Annotated in this window: 20 protein-coding genes; 19 read left to right on the forward strand and 1 reads right to left on the reverse strand. The window is 70.5% G+C overall.

Annotation, left to right across the window (positions count from 1 at the left end; all coding sequences use genetic code 11):
• The first annotated feature begins 29 nt into the window (after positions 1–29).
• The 4 genes from thrB to prmC all read left to right on the forward strand — a co-directional run bounded on the left by thrB (position 30) and on the right by prmC (position 5,305).
• Entirely contained in the window at positions 30–1,010 is a 981-nt protein-coding gene (thrB, locus tag DEJ32_RS01940) for a homoserine kinase (protein ID WP_110900268.1), read from the forward strand.
• 129 nt (positions 1,011–1,139) lie between these two features.
• Entirely contained in the window at positions 1,140–3,317 is a 2,178-nt protein-coding gene (gene rho, locus DEJ32_RS01945; protein WP_110900159.1) for a transcription termination factor Rho, read from the forward strand.
• Between the two features lie 3 nt (positions 3,318–3,320).
• A complete protein-coding gene (prfA, locus tag DEJ32_RS01950) occupies positions 3,321–4,403 on the forward strand; it encodes a peptide chain release factor 1 (protein ID WP_110825118.1) in 1,083 nt (360 codons plus the stop codon).
• Positions 4,404–4,408: 5 nt separating this feature from the next.
• Positions 4,409–5,305 carry a peptide chain release factor N(5)-glutamine methyltransferase gene (prmC, locus tag DEJ32_RS01955; protein WP_110900160.1) on the forward strand — a complete coding sequence of 299 codons (897 nt, stop codon included), beginning with the start codon at positions 4,409–4,411 and terminating at the stop codon, positions 5,303–5,305.
• Between the two features lie 24 nt (positions 5,306–5,329).
• Here prmC and DEJ32_RS01960 read toward each other — a convergent pair whose 3' ends face one another.
• Positions 5,330–5,977, reverse strand: coding sequence for an HAD family phosphatase (locus DEJ32_RS01960; RefSeq protein WP_258367553.1), 648 nt, complete (start codon positions 5,975–5,977; stop codon positions 5,330–5,332).
• A 38-nt stretch (positions 5,978–6,015) separates the two neighbouring features.
• Here DEJ32_RS01960 and DEJ32_RS01965 point away from each other — a divergent pair, with 38 nt between their 5' ends.
• The 15 genes from DEJ32_RS01965 (at position 6,016) to DEJ32_RS02035 (ending at position 18,476) form a co-directional block, all read left to right on the forward strand.
• The gene (locus tag DEJ32_RS01965; protein WP_110825226.1) at positions 6,016–6,690 is read left to right on the forward strand and encodes an L-threonylcarbamoyladenylate synthase; all 675 of its coding nucleotides are present in this window, start codon (positions 6,016–6,018) and stop codon (positions 6,688–6,690) included.
• Positions 6,687–7,940: an MraY family glycosyltransferase gene (locus tag DEJ32_RS01970; protein WP_110825116.1), complete on the forward strand. Its 1,254-nt coding sequence runs from the start codon at positions 6,687–6,689 to the stop codon at positions 7,938–7,940. The genes DEJ32_RS01965 and DEJ32_RS01970 overlap by 4 nt, the downstream gene beginning before the upstream one ends.
• Positions 7,937–8,416 (forward strand): hypothetical protein, encoded by a 480-nt coding sequence (locus DEJ32_RS01975; protein ID WP_110900161.1) that lies wholly within the window; start codon positions 7,937–7,939, stop codon positions 8,414–8,416. Before DEJ32_RS01970 ends, DEJ32_RS01975 begins: the two co-directional genes overlap by 4 nt.
• Before the next feature lie 104 nt (positions 8,417–8,520).
• Complete coding sequence (gene atpB / locus DEJ32_RS01980; RefSeq protein ID WP_258367554.1) at positions 8,521–9,381, forward strand: F0F1 ATP synthase subunit A; 861 nt, start codon at positions 8,521–8,523, stop codon at positions 9,379–9,381.
• Between the two features lie 61 nt (positions 9,382–9,442).
• A complete protein-coding gene (atpE, locus tag DEJ32_RS01985) occupies positions 9,443–9,679 on the forward strand; it encodes an ATP synthase F0 subunit C (protein ID WP_058729232.1) in 237 nt (78 codons plus the stop codon).
• 9 nt (positions 9,680–9,688) lie between these two features.
• Positions 9,689–10,252, forward strand: coding sequence for a F0F1 ATP synthase subunit B (locus DEJ32_RS01990; RefSeq protein WP_110900162.1), 564 nt, complete (start codon positions 9,689–9,691; stop codon positions 10,250–10,252).
• A 2-nt stretch (positions 10,253–10,254) separates the two neighbouring features.
• Positions 10,255–11,049 (forward strand): F0F1 ATP synthase subunit delta, encoded by a 795-nt coding sequence (locus DEJ32_RS01995; RefSeq protein ID WP_110890829.1) that lies wholly within the window; start codon positions 10,255–10,257, stop codon positions 11,047–11,049.
• Positions 11,050–11,156: 107 nt separating this feature from the next.
• The gene (gene atpA / locus DEJ32_RS02000; RefSeq protein WP_110825111.1) at positions 11,157–12,785 is read left to right on the forward strand and encodes a F0F1 ATP synthase subunit alpha; all 1,629 of its coding nucleotides are present in this window, start codon (positions 11,157–11,159) and stop codon (positions 12,783–12,785) included.
• Positions 12,786–13,688, forward strand: a complete 903-nt coding sequence (locus DEJ32_RS02005; RefSeq protein ID WP_110825110.1) for a F0F1 ATP synthase subunit gamma — start codon at positions 12,786–12,788, stop codon at positions 13,686–13,688.
• 49 nt (positions 13,689–13,737) lie between these two features.
• On the forward strand, positions 13,738–15,192 hold the full coding sequence (gene atpD, locus DEJ32_RS02010; protein WP_110825109.1) for a F0F1 ATP synthase subunit beta: 1,455 nt from the start codon (positions 13,738–13,740) through the stop codon (positions 15,190–15,192).
• 1 nt (position 15,193) lies between these two features.
• Positions 15,194–15,457: a F0F1 ATP synthase subunit epsilon gene (locus tag DEJ32_RS02015; protein WP_110825108.1), complete on the forward strand. Its 264-nt coding sequence runs from the start codon at positions 15,194–15,196 to the stop codon at positions 15,455–15,457.
• A gap of 5 nt (positions 15,458–15,462) precedes the next feature.
• Positions 15,463–16,224 (forward strand): YaaA family protein, encoded by a 762-nt coding sequence (locus DEJ32_RS02020; protein WP_110825107.1) that lies wholly within the window; start codon positions 15,463–15,465, stop codon positions 16,222–16,224.
• A gap of 114 nt (positions 16,225–16,338) precedes the next feature.
• A complete protein-coding gene (locus tag DEJ32_RS02025; protein WP_146234058.1) occupies positions 16,339–16,887 on the forward strand; it encodes a hypothetical protein in 549 nt (182 codons plus the stop codon).
• Positions 16,888–16,941: 54 nt separating this feature from the next.
• Positions 16,942–17,652, forward strand: coding sequence for a hypothetical protein (locus DEJ32_RS02030; protein WP_110900164.1), 711 nt, complete (start codon positions 16,942–16,944; stop codon positions 17,650–17,652).
• Positions 17,649–18,476 carry a PP2C family serine/threonine-protein phosphatase gene (locus DEJ32_RS02035; protein ID WP_110900165.1) on the forward strand — a complete coding sequence of 276 codons (828 nt, stop codon included), beginning with the start codon at positions 17,649–17,651 and terminating at the stop codon, positions 18,474–18,476. The genes DEJ32_RS02030 and DEJ32_RS02035 overlap by 4 nt, the downstream gene beginning before the upstream one ends.
• Positions 18,477–18,520 lie beyond the last annotated feature (44 nt).

The raw sequence follows: 18,520 nt of genomic DNA on the forward strand, positions 1-18,520 counted from the left end.
CGTCCGGACCGGGGGAGGGCGCGACCGCCCTGGAAGCTGTACCGGCCGGACGGGCGGTCCGGGTGCGCGTCCCGGCGACCTCCGCGAACCTCGGCCCGGGGTTCGACTCCCTCGGACTCGCGCTGTCGCTCTACGACGAGGTCGACGTCCGCGTCCGGCCCGAGCCGGGCGCGACCGTGACGATCGACGGCGTCGGCACCGGTGAGGTGCCGACCGACGACACGAACCTGGTCGTCCGGGCCGTCCGCCGTGGTTTCGAGCACGCCGGCGTCCCGCAGCCCGGGCTCGAGCTGCGCGCCACGAACGCCATCCCACACGGCCGCGGCATGGGGTCGTCCGCCGCCGCGATCGTCGCCGGGCTGATGGCCGCGCGTGGGCTGCTCGCCGGCGTGGTCGACCTCGACGCGTCCACGCTGCTGAGTCTCGCCACCGAGATGGAGGGGCACCCGGACAACGTCGCCCCCGCGCTCTTCGGTGGTCTGACGATCGCGTGGATGACCGCCGACGGCCCGGCGTACAAGCGGTTGCTCGTGCACCGCGGGGTGTCGCCCGTCGTCTTCGTCCCGACGTCGACGCTCTCGACGAAGCTCGCGCGGTCCCTGCAGCCGATGACGGTGCCGCACGAGGACGCCGCTTTCAACGTGTCGCGGTCGGCGCTGCTCGTGGCGGCGCTCATCCAGAGCCCGGAACTGCTGCTCGCGGCCACCGAGGACCGGCTCCACCAGGCCTACCGCGCGAGCGCGATGCCCGAGACGGACGCCCTGATCGGGCTCCTCCGGCAGCACGGTCTGGCGGCCGTCGTCTCGGGCGCCGGGCCGAGCCTCCTGGTGATGGGGAGCGACCCGGCACAGCGGCTCGCGGCGGCCGGACTGGTCGAGCGACACGCCGAGTCCACCTGGCGTGCGCTCATGCTGGCCGTCGACCTCGGTGGTGCTACAGTGAAGCCGCACCCGACGCTCGAAGCCGAACTCGCGGAGGCGTCGACCACCCCAGGTCGACCGCCACGCTGATCCGGTGCGTGGGGCACTCTCTCCAGATCACCGTTCCCGGTCCGTCGTCTGAACGACGGCCGTTGCACATCCGCGACGGGAACGGTGGAAACTCTCCGCGTTCTGCGGTCGGAAGGAACCATCAGCATCGTGACCGACGTCACCACCTCCACCGGTTCGGTGGAGATCCCCACTGACCTGCGCGCGCTCCGTCTCCCGGAGCTCCAGCGCATCGCCTCGTCCCTCGGCATCACCGGGCTCTCGAAGCTCCGCAAGGGCGACCTCATCGCCTCGATCGAGGACAAGCGTCCGGCCGAGGCGCCCGCCACGGTCACGCCGACCCTCGACGGTGCCGGCACCGGCACCCCGGTCGCGGACACCACCGAGCAGGTCGCTGCCGCGGAGCCCGCGCAGCAGGCGCCGGCGGAGCGCGACGAGCAGCCCGCCGCACCGGTCGCCGAGGCGCCGGCCCGCGGCCGCCGCAACCGCCGTGCCTCCTCCGGTGGCACCGTCAGCGCCGAGCCGACCGCCGCGGCCTCGCACACGAACGCCGGCCACACCGGCACCGAGGACCTCCTCGCCGGGCTGGACCAGGTCCGCGCCGAGAAGGACGCGCAGGAGGCCGCCCAGACCGGTCAGCGTCGTGGTCGCGGTCGCGACCGCCAGGCGCAGCAGGCCGACGGCCAGGAGGCCCGGGGCGCCACCGCGGAGGTCCAGGTCCCGGCCGCGGACGCCGCCGAGCAGGGCGACCAGGACGTCGCGCAGCAGAACGACGGCCAGCAGGCCGACCAGTCCGACCAGGGCGACCAGGCCGAGGGCGGCGCTCGTCGCGGCCGTCGCAGTCGCGGTCGCGGTCGTGGTCGCGGTCAGAACGGCGACCAGGCCGAGCAGAACGGCCAGCAGCCCGAGTCCGACAAGGCCGAGCCGAAGCAGCAGCAGAACGGCAAGCAGCAGAACGCCGACAAGGGCGAGCAGAAGCAGAACGGCCAGCAGAAGCAGGCCGAGCAGCAGCGTGGCGACCAGCAGCGCGGCGACCAGCAGCGTGCCGACCAGCAGCGCGCCGCCGAGCAGGAGGCCGAGAACGGTCGGACCCGTCGCCAGCGTGACCGCAAGCGTGGTCGCGGCGGCCAGAACGACGAGTTCGAGCCCGAGGTCACCGAGGACGACGTCCTCATCCCGATCGCCGGCATCCTCGACGTCCTCGACAACTACGCGTTCGTGCGCACCACCGGCTACCTGCCGGGGCCGGAGGACGTCTACGTCTCCCTCGGTCAGGTGAAGAAGTACCACCTGCGCAAGGGCGATGCGGTCGTCGGCGCGATCAAGCAGCCGCGGAACGACGAGCAGCAGAGCCGTCAGAAGTACAACGCGCTCGTCAAGATCGACACGATCAACGGTCAGACCGCCGACGAGGCCGCGGCCCGGGTCGACTTCCAGGACCTCACCCCGCTGTACCCGAACGAGCGCCTGCGCCTCGAGACGGAGCCCGCGAAGATCTCGACCCGCATCATCGACCTCGTGTCGCCGATCGGCAAGGGCCAGCGCGGTCTCATCGTCTCCCCGCCGAAGGCCGGCAAGACCGTCGTCCTGCAGGCGATCGCGAACGCCGTCTCGAAGAACAACCCCGAGGCCCACCTCATGGTCGTCCTGGTGGACGAGCGTCCCGAAGAGGTCACCGACATGCAGCGCACGGTGAAGGGCGAGGTCATCGCCTCGACCTTCGACCGTCCCGCCGAGGACCACACCACGGTCGCCGAGCTCGCCATCGAGCGTGCGAAGCGCCTGGTCGAGCTGGGCCACGACGTCGTCGTGCTGCTCGACTCGATCACCCGACTGGGCCGCGCGTACAACCTGGCCACGCCGCCGTCGGGTCGCGTGCTCTCCGGTGGCGTCGACTCCGCCGCGCTCTACCCGGTCAAGCGCTTCTTCGGCGCCGCCCGCAACATCGAGAACGGCGGCTCGCTGACCATCCTCGCCACGGCGCTCGTCGAGACCGGGTCGAAGATGGACGAGGTGATCTTCGAGGAGTTCAAGGGCACCGGCAACATGGAGCTCCGCCTCAACCGGCACCTCGCCGACAAGCGGATCTTCCCGGCCGTCGACATCAACGCGTCCGGCACCCGTCGCGAGGAGCAGCTGCTCTCCGCCGACGAGGTCGCGATCACCTGGCGTCTCCGTCGGGCCCTCGCCGGGCTCGACCCGCAGCAGGCGCTCGACGTCGTCCTCCGGAACCTCAAGGAGACGCAGTCGAACGTGGAGTTCCTCGTCCAGATCCAGAAGTCGGTGCCGGCGACCAACGGTCACCACGGCAGCGGCCACCAGGAGTAACGCGTGTTCGAGTCGGTGGCAGGGCTGCTGGCGGAACACGAGGAACTGACGCAGCAGCTGTCGGACCCCGCGCTCCACGCCGACCCGGCCCGCGCCAAGAAGGTCAACCGGCGGTACGCCGAGCTGAGCCAGATCAAGGCCGCGTACGAGGGCTGGCAGGCGGCGGGGGACGACCTCGCCGCCGCCCGCGAGCTCGCGCGCGAGGACGAGGCGTTCGCGGACGAGGTCCCGGGGCTCGAGGAGCAGCTGGCGGAGCGCCAGGAGCGCCTCCGCCGGCTCCTCATCCCGCGCGACCCCGACGACGGCCGTGACGTCATCATGGAGATCAAGGGCGGCGAGGGCGGCGAGGAGTCCGCGCTGTTCGCGGCCGACCTGCTCCGCATGTACTCGCACTACGCCGAGGGCAAGGGCTGGAAGGTCGAGATGCTCGAGCGCACCGAGTCCGACCTCGGTGGCTACAAGGACGTGCAGGTCGCGATCAAGTCGAACGCGACCGACCCGTCGCAGGGCGTGTGGGCACACCTCAAGTACGAGGGCGGTGTGCACCGCGTCCAGCGCGTCCCGGCGACCGAGTCGCAGGGGCGCATCCACACGTCGACGACCGGCGTGCTCGTCTTCCCCGAGGTGGACGAGCCGGAGGAGGTCGAGATCAACCAGAACGACCTGAAGATCGACGTGTACCGCTCCTCCGGTCCCGGCGGACAGTCGGTCAACACGACGGACTCCGCGGTCCGCATCACGCACCTCCCGACGGGGATCACGGTCGCGATGCAGAACGAGAAGTCGCAGCTGCAGAACCGCGAGGCCGGCATGCGCGTCCTGCGGGCCCGCATCCTCGCGCGCCAGCAGGAGGAGCGTGACGCGATCGCCTCCGACGCCCGCAAGTCGCAGATCCGCGGGATGGACCGTTCGGAGCGCATCCGGACGTACAACTTCCCGGAGAACCGGATCGCGGACCACCGCACCGGCTACAAGGCGTACGACCTCGACCGTGTCATGAACGGCGCACTCGAACCGGTCGTGCAGTCCGCCATCCAGGCCGACGAAGAGGCGCGCCTGGCCGCCCTCGGCGACCAGGACGCCTGATCGGCGTGTCCGGCCGGGAGGCCCGCCCCACCTCGGGTCCCCGGCCCGCGTTCGCCGCCGACCGGCTCCTGCGCGAGGCGGCAGCGGCCCTGGCCGCGGCAGGCGTCCCGACGCCGCAGGTCGACGCGGAACTCCTGTTGGCCTGGGCGACGGACACGTCGCGGGGTGCCGTGCAGGCGCGTGCGATGACCGGGGGAGCGATCGCCGAGGGACACGTCGAGCGCTTCCGGCACGCCGTCGCCCGTCGCGTCACCCGTGAACCGCTCCAGCACGTCACCGGCGAGGCGCACTTCCGCGCGCTGACCCTGTCGGTCGGCCCGGGCGTGTTCGTCCCGCGGCCGGAGACCGAGTCGGTCGTCCAGTTCGGCATCGACGCGCTCCGGGCGACCGCGGTGCCCGAGCCGATCGCCGTCGACCTCGGGTCCGGGAGCGGTGCGATCGCCATCGCGATGGACACCGAGGTGGCGAACGCCGTGGTGTACGCCGTCGAACGCTCGCCCGAGGCCCTGCCCTGGACGCGTCGCAACGTGGACGCACACGGCGGGACGGTGCACCTCGTCGAGGGCGACCTCGCCGACGCGCTGCCGGAGCTCGACGGCCGGGTGTCGGTCGTCGTGTCGAACCCGCCGTACGTGCCCGACGACGCGGTCCCGATCGACCCCGAGGTCCGCGACCACGACCCGGCGCTCGCGCTGTACGGCGGACCGGACGGGCTCGACGCCGTGCGGGCCCTGACCGAGACCGCGTGGCGCCTGCTCGTGCCCGGCGGACTGCTCGTCGTCGAGCACGCCGAGCAGCAGGGCGCCGGCGTCCGCGCGGTGCTCGCCGGCCGGGGCTTCCGGTCCCCGGAGACGCACGTCGACCTCACCGGACGCGACCGCACGACCACCGCGACGCGCTGACCGGCGTGTGCCGGGCGGCGGCTCCTAGACGACCGGTGCCGTCTCGTGGGCCGCGACGAACGTCCGCACCGCACCCCGCAGGTCGGTGTCGTGCTCGACGAGCACGGCGGTGATGCCGACGCTCCGTGCCCCGGCGACGTTCTCGGGCATGTCGTCGGCGAAGAAGGTGCGCTCGGCCGGGACACCGTGGTGGGCGAGCACGCGCCGGAACACCTCCGGATCGGGCTTCCGTGCGCCGAACGCGCTCGTGGTGTCCAGGTGCTCCTCGAACAGCGGCGGCAGCGACGGGACCCATTCGTGCAGCCACCGACCGGCGAGCGGACCGTTGTTCGTGAGCAGCGCGACCCGACCGTGCTGCTTGGCGATCCGCACCGCCTCGACCCGGTCCGGCAGCTCGGTCATCGCCGCTCCGCGGACGCGTGCCCACTCCGTCTCGGGGACCGGGCACCCCATGGCCTCCTCGAAGGCGGCGAGGTAGGCGTCGGCGTCCGCGAAGTGCCCGGCCTCGGCCCGCTGCTCGTTCCCGGTGTCCCACCAGCGGCGGCGGAGCTCGGTGAAGTCGTGCCCGGTCAGCTCGGTCAGCCCGGCCATCCGGGTCGTCCAGTCGTAGCGGACGAGGACGTCGTCCATGTCGAAGAGGAACAGGAGTGGGGGCGCGGGCGTCTCGTTCACGATGCCTCCTATCCTCGCGCACTATCATCGTGCAGGTCATGGCTTCCCGATACGACTGTTCCGACCCCGACGGGCTCCTGACCGGCATGCGGCTCGCACGGACCGCCCTCGGTCGGGGCGAACTCGTCGTCGTGCCCACCGACACCGTCTACGGCGTCGCGGCGGACGCGTTCAGCGCCTCGGCCGTGCAGCGCCTGCTCGACGCGAAGGGCCGGACGCGGCAGTCGCCGCCGCCGGTGCTCATCCCGGGCGTCGCGACGCTCGACGCGCTCGCCAGCGAGGTCCCCGAGCCGGTGCGCCAGCTCGTCGATGCGTTCTGGCCCGGTGGTCTCACCGTGATCCTCCGTGCGCAGCCGTCGCTCGACTGGGACCTCGGTGAGACGCGGGGGACCGTCGCGCTCCGGATGCCGGACTCGCGCATCGCCCTCGAGCTCCTGCGCGAGGTCGGTCCGCTCGCGGTCTCCTCGGCGAACTCCACCGGCGACCCGGCCGCGATGGACGTCGACGACGCTGAGCGCATGCTCGGTGACAGCGTCGCGGTCTACCTCGACGGCGGAGCGCTGGCGCCGCACGACGGTGCTGCAGCGTCGACCGGTTCCACCATCGTGGACGCGACCGGTCTGTCCGCGGGGGAGGGCCTCCGCATCGTCCGCCACGGTGTGATCCCGGACGACGAGATCAGACGGGTCGTCGGGGACGACCTCGTCCGGTGAAGTTCTACCTGCTCGCGGGGGTCATCTCGGCGGTCGTGAGCTTCCTCGTCAGTTGGCTCGTGTGGAAGCTCGGGATCAAGTACAAGTGGTACCCGAAGGTCCGTGAGCGAGACGTGCACCGGACGCCCACCCCGCGTCTCGGGGGCATCGCGATGTTCCTCGGCGTGATCGTCTCCCTGCTCTGCGCGTGGTTCCTCTTCCCGGCGATCGCGGGACAGGACTACTTCCGGCTCGTCTTCGGCGAGCCGGGGCGGGTGATCGCCGTCCTGGCGGGCGCGACCATCATCGTCGTGCTCGGCGTCGCGGACGACATCTGGGACCTCGACTGGATGACGAAGCTCGCCGGACAGATCATCGCCGCGGGGATCCTCGCCTGGCAGGGCGTCGCGATCGTCTCGCTGCCGATCGGCAACACGCTCGGCGTCGGCTCGTCCTACATGAGCCTCATCTTCACGGTGCTCGCGGTCGTGCTCGTCATGAACGCGGTGAACTTCATCGACGGGCTCGACGGACTCGTGGCCGGGGTCGCGATCATCGCGGGCGGGGTGTTCTTCCTCTACACGTTCTTCATCAACCGCGTGGTCGTGGAGACGGAGTTCTTCTTCAACCTGCCGTCGCTGCTCACCGCGGTGCTCGTCGGCGCCTGCGCCGGGTTCCTCGTGCTCAACTGGCACCCCGCGAAGCTCTTCATGGGGGACGCCGGCGCGCTGCTGGTCGGGTTCCTGATGGCGACGAGCGCGGTGTCGATCACGGGCAACATCGACCCCGCAGCCGTCCGGACCCGGACCGACCTGCTGCCGGCGTTCATCCCGATCCTGCTGCCGTTCGCCATCCTCGTCGTGCCGATCCTCGACTTCGGCCTGGCCGTGATCCGACGGGTGAGCGCCGGGAAGTCGCCGTTCTCCGCGGACCGGAAGCACCTGCACCACCGCCTGCTCGACATGGGGCACTCGCACTTCCACGCGGTGCTCATCTTCTACGCGTGGACGGCAGTGGTCGCCTTCGGCTGCCTGCTCTTCCTCTTCGTGAACTGGTGGTGGGTCGCGGCGTTCGTCGCGGTCGGGTTCACGGTGTGTGCCATCGTGACGTTCGCCCCACTCGGCCGGAAGCGGGTCGAGATCGCGGCGCAGACCACCGCGTCCGCCGGTGCGCCGTTCGACGCCAGCTACGACCCGCTCGACCGTGCCGCCGCCGTCCGGGACCCGCGACCGCGGCCCCGGCCCCGCTCGACCCCTGGAGACCCATCGTGACCGCACCGAACGCGCTCGACCACGTCCGGCCGGTGTTCCGCCGCATCCTCGTGCAGGGTGCCGGCCTCGCCGCCGCCCTCGCGCTCGTCGGCGGTGTCGTCGGGTGGTTCGTCGCCGGTGGCCCCGGCCTGACCGGCGGGCTCATCGGCGCCGTGATGAGCGTCGTCTTCTGCGGTCTGACCGCGGTGAGCGTCCTCCTCGCGATCCGGTTCTCGGGCGGACAGATGGTCTCTGGTGCGTTCTTCGGCACGATCATGGGGACGTTCCTGGTCAAGTTCGTGCTCTTCATCGTCGTCCTCGTCACGCTCAAGGACCGGGACTGGGTGGACACCCCGGTGTTGGCCGTCGCGATCATCGTCGGCGTCATCGGCTCCCTCGTGATCGACGTCACGGTCATCGCGCGGTCCCGGGTCCCGATCGGGGTGTCCCTCCCCGGAGACCGGACGGACGCTGGGGATCGCGACCCGGCTGCCTGAGAGCCCGAGAAGCCGCGCACACCTGATACGCTTCTGGAGCCCGCTGCCGGAGCACGAGCTCGGACGGGCAAGCCTCCACTTCAGTCCACCTCCGCGTGCCATGCGTGCGCGCCCCGACACAGGAGACAGCGCTGCTATCCCACGCTCTTCCCCTGTCCCTCATCGCTGCGGGTAACCCCGTCGCGGCGGGGAGCAGCAAGGCCGCCGAGTTCCATGGTCCGTCGATCAACGAGTTCTTCCCGGACCCGATCTTCTTCGCCGGTACTGCGTTCGAGATGGACCGCATCGTCCTCATCCGCTTCTTCGCGGTGGCCGTGCTCCTCGTCTTCGCGTTCGCCGGAACCCGCGCGCTCAAGCTGGTCCCCAACCGTGGACAGGCCTTCATCGAGTACGCCTTCGACGTCGTCCGTCGCAACACCTTCGACAACCTGGGCGAGAAGGACGGCAAGCGCTTCCTGCCGCTCCTCGCGACGATCTTCTTCGGCGTCCTGTTCATGAACCTCACGGGTCTCGTCCCGTTCATGAACATCGCCGGCACCAGCCGCATCGCGATGCCGATGATCCTGGCGATCGTCGCGTACGTCGCCTTCATCTACGCGGGCCTGCGCAAGCACCCGGGCACGTTCCTCCGGAACTCGCTCTTCCCGCCCGGTGTCCCGTGGCCGCTCTACCTGATCGTGACGCCGATCGAGCTCGTCTCGACCTTCGTCCTGCGTCCGATCACGCTGACGCTGCGACTCCTGATGAACATGGTCGTCGGCCACCTGCTCCTCGTCCTGTTCTTCTCGGCGACCTGGTTCTTCTTCTTCGACGCGGAGAGCCTCTTCAAGCTGTTCGGCGTCGGGACGCTCGCGTTCGGCATCGCGTTCAGCTTCTTCGAGATCCTCGTCGCGCTCCTGCAGGCGTACGTCTTCATGCTGCTGACGGCCGTCTACATCCAGCTCGCGCTGGCTGACGAGCACTGACACCCTTCTGACCCCCTACGGGGCCGGCGACCGTCGGACCCGCACCTCGAAAGGAAAACACGTGGACGCAACGACCGTTCTCGCGGAGATCAACGGCAACATCGCGACGGTTGGCTACGGCCTCGCTGCGATCGGTCCGGCCATCGGCGTCGGCATCGTCGTCGGCAAGACGATCGAGTCCGTCGCTCGCCAGCCCGAGCTCCAGGGCCGCCTGACGACCCTCATGTACATCGGTATCGCCTTCACGGAGGCCCTGGCCTTCATCGGCATCGCGACGTACTTCATCTTCACCGCGTAAGGCTCTTCGATGCAGACTGCACTCATCATCGCGGCGGAGGAGACCCACAATCCGCTGATCCCACCGGTGTACGACATCGTGTGGTCCGCGGTGGCCTTCGTCATCATCTTCATCGTGATGTGGCGTGTCGTCACGCCGCGCATCACGAAGATGCTCGATGAGCGCACCGAGGCCATCGAGGGCGGCATCAAGAAGGCCGAAGCCGCCCAGCAACAGGCCGCTGCTGCGCTCGACGAGTACAACAAGCAGCTGGCGGACGCGCGTGCCGAGGCATCGCGCATCCGTGAGCAGGCCCGTGCCGACGCGACCGCGATCGGCAACGAGGTCCGCGAGCAGGCCACGGCCGATGCCGCACGCATCACCGCGAACGCCCAGGCGCAGATCGAGTCCGAGCGCCAGAGCGCGCTCCAGTCGCTCCGCACCGAGGTCGGCACGCTCGCACTCGACCTCGCGTCGGGTGTCATCGGCGAGTCCCTCCGGGACGACGCCAAGGCGACCGCCGTCGTCGACCGCTTCCTCGCCGACCTCGAGTCGTCGAAGGGCGCCCAGACGGCTGCCGGAACGGAGCACTGAGCATGCGTAGCGCCACCCGCGAAGCGATGTCGTCCACCCGGGCGGCCCTCGCAGACCTCGGCGGCGCCGTCGACCTCACGGTCGGGACGGAGATCTTCGCCGCAGGGCGTGCGATCGCCCGTGCGCCGCAGCTGCTCAACCTGCTCGCGGACCCGACCGCCGACACCGCCGGCAAGAAGGTCCTCATCGACCGCGTCTTCGCCGGTCAGAGCGACGCCTCGCGCGCCGTCCTGAGCGCGGTGGCCGGATCGCGCTGGTCCTCCCAGGGGGACCTGCTCGCCGGCATCGAGGACGCGGCCGTCCGGGCCGTGGCAGCGACGGCGGACCAGTCGACCTCCATCGAGGCCGAACTGTTCGCCTTCGAGACCGCGGTCCGTTCGGACGCCGGCCTCGAGCTCGCGCTCGGGACCAAGCTCGGCAGCCCCGACCAGAAGGGCTCGCTGGCCGAGCGTCTCCTGGGCGGCAAGGTCTCCGTGCAGACGATCACGATCGTGTCGAACCTCGTGCAGCAGCCCCGCGGCCGCCGCATCGGTGAGATCGTCCGTGACGCCTCGCGGATCGTCGCCGACCAGGCGGACAAGCTCGTCGCCACGGTCATCACGGCAGCCCCGCTGTCCGACGAACAGGCGGCTCGCGTCGCCCGCGGCATCGGCGAGCGGTACGGCCGGGACATCAGCGTCAACCAGGTCGTCGACCCCACCGTCCTCGGCGGGGTCCGGGTGCAGGTCGGCGGCGACGTCATCGACGGCACCGTCACGTCCCGGCTCGCCGACCTCCGTCTCCAGCTCGCGCGCTGAGCGTACGGTCGAAGACGCCCCACCCAAGTCCACAACGGGAACTGTCGTCCGCGGCAGCATCACCCTCTCGGAGCCGAAGGGCCCCGGAAAACCACAAGGAAAATCCCATGGCAGACATCACCATCAGCCCCGATGAGATCCGTGATGCCCTGAAGGACTTCGTCTCGAACTACGAGCCGACGAAGGCCTCCACGGCCGAGGTCGGGCACGTCACCGACGCCGGTGACGGAATCGCCCACGTCGAAGGCCTCCCCGGCGTCATGGCCAACGAGCTCATCCGCTTCGCGGACGGCACGCTCGGCCTGGCGCAGAACCTGGACGAGGACGAGATCGGCGCCATCGTGCTCGGCGAGTTCGGCGGCGTCGAGGAGGGCCAGGAGGTCACCCGCACCGGCGAGGTCCTCTCCGCGCCCGTCGGCGACGCCTTCCTCGGCCGCGTGGTCGACCCGCTCGGCGCTCCGATCGACGGTCTCGGCGAGATCGCTGCGGAAGGCCGTCGCGCCCTCGAGCTCCAGGCCCCGGGCGTCATGTCCCGCAAGTCGGTGCACGAGCCGCTCCAGACCGGCATCAAGGCGATCGACGCGATGATCCCCGTCGGCCGCGGTCAGCGTCAGCTGATCATCGGTGACCGCCAGACCGGCAAGACGGCCATCGCGATCGACACGATCATCAACCAGAAGGCCAACTGGGAGTCCGGCGACGTCGACAAGCAGGTCCGCTGCATCTACGTCGCGATCGGCCAGAAGGGCTCGACGATCGCGTCCGTCAAGGGTGCGCTCGAGGACGCCGGCGCGATGGAGTACACCACCATCGTCGCCGCCCCGGCATCCGACCCGGCCGGCTTCAAGTACCTCGCCCCGTACACCGGTTCCGCCATCGGTCAGCACTGGATGTACCAGGGCAAGCACGTCCTGATCATCTTCGACGACCTGTCCAAGCAGGCCGAGGCGTACCGAGCCGTGTCCCTCCTCCTCCGTCGTCCGCCGGGACGCGAGGCCTACCCGGGCGACGTCTTCTACCTGCACTCCCGCCTGCTGGAGCGTTGCGCCAAGCTGTCCGACGAGCTCGGCGCCGGTTCGATGACGGGCCTCCCGATCATCGAGACCAAGGCGAACGACGTCTCGGCGTACATCCCCACCAACGTGATCTCGATCACCGACGGCCAGATCTTCCTGCAGTCGGACCTGTTCAACGCGAACCAGCGTCCGGCCGTCGACGTGGGCATCTCGGTGTCCCGCGTCGGTGGTGACGCGCAGGTGAAGTCGATCAAGAAGGTCTCCGGCACGCTGAAGCTCGAGCTGGCGCAGTACCGCTCGCTCGAGGCATTCGCGATGTTCGCGTCCGACCTCGACCAGGCGTCGCGCCGTCAGCTCGACCGTGGTGCGCGTCTGACCGAGCTGCTCAAGCAGCCGCAGTACTCGCCGTACCCCGTCGAGGAGCAGGTCGTCTCGATCTGGGCCGGCACCAACGGCAAGCTCGACGAGGTCCCCGTCTCCGACGTGCTGCGCTTCGAGGGCGAGCTGCTCGAGCACCTGCGTCGCAACTCGGACGTGCTCACCACGCTGCGTGAGACGAACCAGCTCAGCGACGAGACCGTCGCCGAGATGTCGAAGCAGATCGACGCCTTCACGAAGGGCTTCCAGACCAGCGACGGCAAGACCCTGGGCTCCGAGAACGTCGAGTCCGCTTCGGCCGACGACGTCGACCAGGAGCAGATCGTCAAGGGTCGTCGCTAGATGGCGGCACAGGTCCGGGTCTACCGACAGCGCATCAAGTCGGCGAAGACCACCAAGAAGGTCACCCGCGCGATGGAGTTGATCTCGGCGTCGCGGATCCAGAAGGCCCAGGCCCGCATGGCCGCGTCTGGCCCGTACTCGCGGGCCGTGACGCGGGCGGTGTCGGCCGTGGCGACGTTCTCGAACGTCGACCACGTGCTGACCACCGAGCCGGCGACGTCGACGCGTGCAGCCGTGGTGCTGTTCACGTCGGACCGGGGCCTGAACGGCGCGTTCAGCACGAACGTCCTCAAGCAGGGCGAGGAGCTCGCCTCCCTGCTCCGCAGCGAGGGCAAGGACGTCGTCTTCTACCTGGTCGGACGCAAGTCCGTCGGGTACTTCGCGTTCCGCGAGCGTCCGTCCGAGCGCCAGTGGGTCGGCAACACCGACCAGCCGGAGTTCTCGACGGCGAAGGAGATCGGCGACGCGGTCGTGTCGAAGTTCCTCCAGGACACGGCTGAGGGCGGCGTGGACGAGATCCACATCGTGTTCAACCGCTTCCTCAGCCTCGCCACGCAGGAGCCGCAGGTCGTCCGGTTGCTCCCGCTCGAGGTCGTCGACGGGGTCGAGGCCCCGTCGAACGACGAGCCCCTCCCGCTGTACGAGTTCGAGCCGGACGCGGACGCAGTCCTCGACGCCCTGCTCCCGGTCTACATCGAGAGCCGCATCTTCAACGCCATGCTGCAGTCGGCCGCTTCCGAGCACGCCGCCCGCCAGAAGGCGATGAAGTCGGCGAGCGACAACGCCGACTCGCTGATCCGCGACTTCACCCGACTCGCCAACAACGCGCGTCAGGCCGAGATCACGCAGCAGATCTCCGAGATCGTCGGCGGCGCCGACGCACTCTCGTCGAAGAAGAAGTAGTGGTCCGCGCAGCTCGCGGACAGAACCCACCCTCAGGAAGGCACCAGCCATGACCGACACCGCCACCACCGCGGTCGAGACGTCGTCGGCGCCCGGTGTCGGCCGGATCGCCCGTGTCACGGGTCCCGTCGTCGACATCGAGTTCCCGCACGACGCCATCCCCGAGATGTACAACCTCCTGTTCACCACGATCACGATCGGTGACTCGTCGCAGGAGATCGGTCTCGAGGTCGCGCAGCACCTCGGTGACGACCTCGTCCGTGCGATCTCGCTGAAGCCGACCGACGGTCTCGTCCGCGGCCAGGAAGTCCGCGACTCCGGCGCCCCGATCTCGGTGCCCGTGGGCGACGTGACCAAGGGCAAGGTCTTCGACGTGCTCGGCAACGTGCTGAACACGGACGAGAAGCTCGAGATCACCGAGCGCTGGCCGATCCACCGCAAGGCCCCGGCCTTCGACCAGCTCGAGTCCAAGACCTCGATGTTCGAGACCGGCATCAAGTCGATCGACCTCCTCACGCCGTACGTGCAGGGTGGCAAGATCGGCCTCTTCGGTGGTGCGGGCGTCGGCAAGACCGTCCTCATCCAGGAGATGATCCAGCGCGTCGCGCAGGACCACGGTGGTGTGTCGGTGTTCGCCGGTGTCGGTGAGCGCACCCGTGAGGGCAACGACCTCATCGGTGAGATGGAAGAGGCGGGGGTCTTCGACAAGACGGCCCTCGTGTTCGGCCAGATGGACGAGCCGCCGGGAACGCGCCTCCGCGTGGCCCTGTCGGCGCTGACGATGGCGGAGTACTTCCGCGACGTGCAGAAGCAGGACGTCCTGCTCTTCATCGACAACATCTTCCGCTTCACGCAGGCCGGTTCCGAGGTCTCCACGCTGCTCGGCCGCATGCCGTCCGCGGTGGGCTACCAGCCGAACCTCGCCGACGAGATGGGTGTGCTCCAGGAGCGCATCACCTCGACGCGTGGTCACTCGATCACCTCGCTGCAGGCGATCTACGTGCCGGCCGACGACTACACCGACCCGGCGCCGGCCACGACGTTCGCGCACCTCGACGCCACGACCGAGCTGTCGCGTGAGATCGCGTCGCAGGGTCTGTACCCGGCGATCGACCCGCTGACGTCGACCTCGCGGATCATGGACCCCCGGTACCTGGGTGCTGACCACTACGAGACCGCGACCCGCGTCAAGGCGATCCTGCAGAAGAACAAGGAACTGCAGGAGATCATCGCGATCCTCGGTGTGGACGAGCTCTCCGAAGAGGACAAGATCACCGTCGAGCGTGCTCGCCGGATCCAGCAGTTCCTCTCGCAGAACACGTACATGGCGAAGAAGTTCACGGGCGTCGAGGGTTCGACCGTCCCGCTGAAGGACACCATCGAGTCCTTCCGCGCCATCGCCGACGGCCAGTTCGACCACGTTGCGACGCAGGCGTTCTTCAACGTCGGTGGCATCAACGACGTCGAAGAGAAGTGGGCACAGATCCAGAAGGAGAACCGCTGAGATGGCGGGTCTCACCGTGAGTGTCGTCTCGGCTGACCGCGAGGTCTGGTCGGGCGACACCACCATGGTCGTCGCACGGACGACGGAGGGCCAGATCGGCATCCTCGCGGGACACGAGCCGATGCTCGCCACCCTCGCGCAGGGTCAGGTCCGCATCACGCGGGCCGACGGCTCGACCGTCGCGGTCGACGCGGAGGACGGCTTCCTCTCCGTCGAGCACGACACGGTCACGATCGTGGCGCGGCAGGCCGCGCTCGCGTCCTGACCGGACTGACCGTCCTCCTCCCGCCGTCCGAGACGAAGCGGGAGGGCGGGGACCCGGAGCGCACCCTCGACCTGAGGGCGCTCTCCTTCCCGGAACTGGCCACAGAGCGGGCCGCGGTGATCACCGCGGCCCGCTCCGTCAGTTCCGAGGAGTCCACCGCGCGGGCGGCGCTCAAGCTCGGACCGAGGTCGGTCGCGGAACGGCTCCGGAACCTCGTGCTGCACGAGAGTCCGACGATGCCGGCGATCGAGCGCTACACGGGCGTGCTCTACGACCCGCTCGACGTGCCGGCGGCCGACGCCACCACGCGTGCGTGGTGGGCGGAACACGTCGTCGTGCAGTCGGCGATGTTCGGGCCGGTCGGGGCAGCGGACCCGGTGCCCGCGTACCGTTTGTCGCACGACTCCCGACTGCCGGGCCTCCGGCTCGCGACGCATTGGCCAGCCCCGGCGGGTGCTGCCCTGACGGGCCGCACCGGGGGGCTCGTGCTCGACCTCCGCTCGGAGGGGTACCGGGCACTCGGGCCGGTCGAGGGCGCCGTGGTCCTGCGGGTGGTGTCCGTCACCGCGGACGGGCGGCGGAAGGCGCTGAACCACTGGAACAAGACCGCGAAGGGACGGCTCGTCGCGCTGCTCGGTCGGACCGGTGCAGCGGTCTCGTCGACGGCGGACCTCGTCGACTGGGCAGCGGGGAACGGGGTCGACCTCGAACGCCGCGGGGACGCATGGGACCTCGTCGCGGAGAGCCTCGAGCCGGCGACGGCCTGACCGCCGTCCCCTGCCGTCCCGACCGTTCGTCCACAGGGTGCGGACGCGGCAGGCACGTCCACGGGTCGGGCCGGGAGTGACGATGCGGTGGTCGCCGGTCGGCAGGCTGTCGGCATGGAGACCACCACGATCAGCACCACGACCGACCCGTACACACGACACACCCGCGAGATCGCCGCTGCCGTGACCCTGCCGGCAGCCGCCCGTGCCCTCGTCGCTCCGGAGGACCTCAGTGCGTCGGGAGCAGTCGCGGTCACGACCGCCTGCGGGGCGCTCGCGACCCGGCTCGCCCTCGTCCGGTTCCTCGCCGATCCGGGTCCGGTGGACGCCGCGGACGTCCGGCCGCTCGACCCGTTCAGCGAGCCGACGCCGTCGGCGCTGCACGGTTCGGGTCCGGAACCGGATCGGGACCGGGTGCGGACCGCGGGGGACCGGTGCGTCGAGGCGTGGCGTCGGTGGACGCGGTCATCGGACTCCGGGCTGTCCGAGATCGGTGTCGCCGGTGCCCTCGCACTCGGAGCCTGGTGTTCGTGGGCCCTCGGCTCCGAGCTCCGGGCGACGACCCGGGCGCGCCACGCCCTCGCGGTCCGGGCGGACGACCCGCTCGCCGGGCTCGTGCTGCGGACCTGTCGCGCCGGCGCCCGCGCGGCGTGGCGGAGGTGAAGCCCCGGTGCACCGCATCGTCTACGGTGGGGGTGCCGACGGGAGGAGCCGCACGTGCACCACGAGGACGACCTCGACGACACCGTGGTCCGTCCTGCGCGCCGGCGGGCTGCGGAGCCGGACGACCTCGGTGACACCGTCGGCAGCGCTGCCCGCCCGGCTGCGGGCACCTGGGGGAGCGTCGGCAGCGGACTCCCCGGTGCGCCGGCCGGGTCCGACGGAGCATCGGCGGCCGGGTCGGACGGAGCATCGGCGTCCGCGTCCGCTCAGAGGTCAAACCCGGCAGCTCGGTGGACGCCGTCCGTCCCGGTGCCCGCCGTCCGCATCGGCGACCGCGTGCACCGCCTCGACCGACCGGTGGTCGTCGGGCGACGCCCGACATCGCCGCGCGTGGTCCCGGGCGCGGCGCCGGAGCTCGTCACGGTGGCGTCGCCGACCGGCCTCGTCTCGTCGTCACACGTGCGCTTCTCCGCCGCCGGGACCTCCACGGTCGTCGACGACCTCGGGTCGACCAACGGCACGGTCATCCGGCCCGCGGGCGCTCCGCCGCACCGGATGCCGTCCGGCGCGTCGATGGTCGTGCTGACCGGTACGGTTGTCGACATCGGTGACGGCAACGGGATCGAGGTGCTGTCGCCGTTCACGCGGGCGGTGCCGCCCGTCGTCGCACGCCCGTCCGACCGGTGGCCGTCCGACACGTCGTCCCCCGGTCCCTCCCCGGACCCCGGTCCGTCCCGAACACCAGAGAGCGATCCTGAACCGTGACCGAACTCGGCCGAGCAGCCTCCGCCCACGCGATCGACGTCCCCGGTGCCGGGGGTGAGACCCTCACGCTCTCCTGGGGTGCGGCGACCGACGTCGGTCGACGCCGGGACCACAACGAGGACAGCTACATCGTCGCAGCGCCGTTCTTCGTCGTCGCGGACGGCATGGGCGGGCACCTCGCGGGGGACCGCGCCAGTGACGCCGTCGTCCGGCGGCTCGGTGCGTCGACCGACGAGTCGTTCGCATCGCGCCAGACGATCCAGCACGCGCTGCTGCTCGCGACGGCGGACATCGAGCGCGCAGCGGGCGGGAACGCCCTCGGGGCGGGGACGACGGTGACCGGTGTCGCACTCGTCGCCCCCCAGGGGCAGCCCGCGGCGCTCGTCTTCAACGTGGGGGACTCCCGCACCTACCGGAGCGAGGCCGGAGGCCCGTTGCGTCGTCTGACGGTCGACCACTCGGTCGTGCAGGAGATGGTCGACGCCGGCGTGCTCCGCGCCGAGGACGCCGAGTCGCACCCCGACAGCAACGTCATCACGCGCGCCGTCGGGTTCGGCGAGCCGCCGGAGCCGGACTGGTGGACGATCCCGCTGCGGACCGGCGACCGGTACCTGGTGTGCTCGGACGGCCTGACCAAGGAGATCGGCGACGTCGGCATCTCGCGCATCGCCGCGAAGGTCGCGGACCCGCAGGAGCTCGCCGAGCGCCTGGTGGGCGACGCGGTCATCGCGGGCGGGCGTGACAACGTCACGGTCGTCGTGCTGCAGGTCGACGCTGCACCGGCGGGTCCGGACGACGTGGACGACACCCTCCCGCGCCACTGAGCCGCGAGGGCCCGGGTGCGCCCTGTCCGGTCACGCAGGCCCCC

The organism is Curtobacterium sp. MCPF17_046, from assembly GCF_003224295.1.
In the GTDB taxonomy this organism is placed as follows: Bacteria; Actinomycetota; Actinomycetes; order Actinomycetales; family Microbacteriaceae; genus Curtobacterium.

Bases quoted from the DNA above. Each gene is read 5' to 3' on its own strand.
- DEJ32_RS01965 (WP_110825226.1), top strand. From the start codon at position 6,016: ATGGCTTCCCGATACGACTGTTCCGACCCCGACGGGCTCCTGACCGGC.
- DEJ32_RS01990 (WP_110900162.1), top strand. From the start codon at position 9,689: ATGCAGACTGCACTCATCATCGCGGCGGAGGAGACCCACAATCCGCTG.
- DEJ32_RS01995 (WP_110890829.1), top strand. From the start codon at position 10,255: ATGCGTAGCGCCACCCGCGAAGCGATGTCGTCCACCCGGGCGGCCCTC.
- atpA (WP_110825111.1), top strand. From the start codon at position 11,157: ATGGCAGACATCACCATCAGCCCCGATGAGATCCGTGATGCCCTGAAG.
- DEJ32_RS02005 (WP_110825110.1), top strand. From the start codon at position 12,786: ATGGCGGCACAGGTCCGGGTCTACCGACAGCGCATCAAGTCGGCGAAG.
- atpD (WP_110825109.1), top strand. From the start codon at position 13,738: ATGACCGACACCGCCACCACCGCGGTCGAGACGTCGTCGGCGCCCGGT.
- DEJ32_RS02015 (WP_110825108.1), top strand. From the start codon at position 15,194: ATGGCGGGTCTCACCGTGAGTGTCGTCTCGGCTGACCGCGAGGTCTGG.
- DEJ32_RS02025 (WP_146234058.1), top strand. From the start codon at position 16,339: ATGGAGACCACCACGATCAGCACCACGACCGACCCGTACACACGACAC.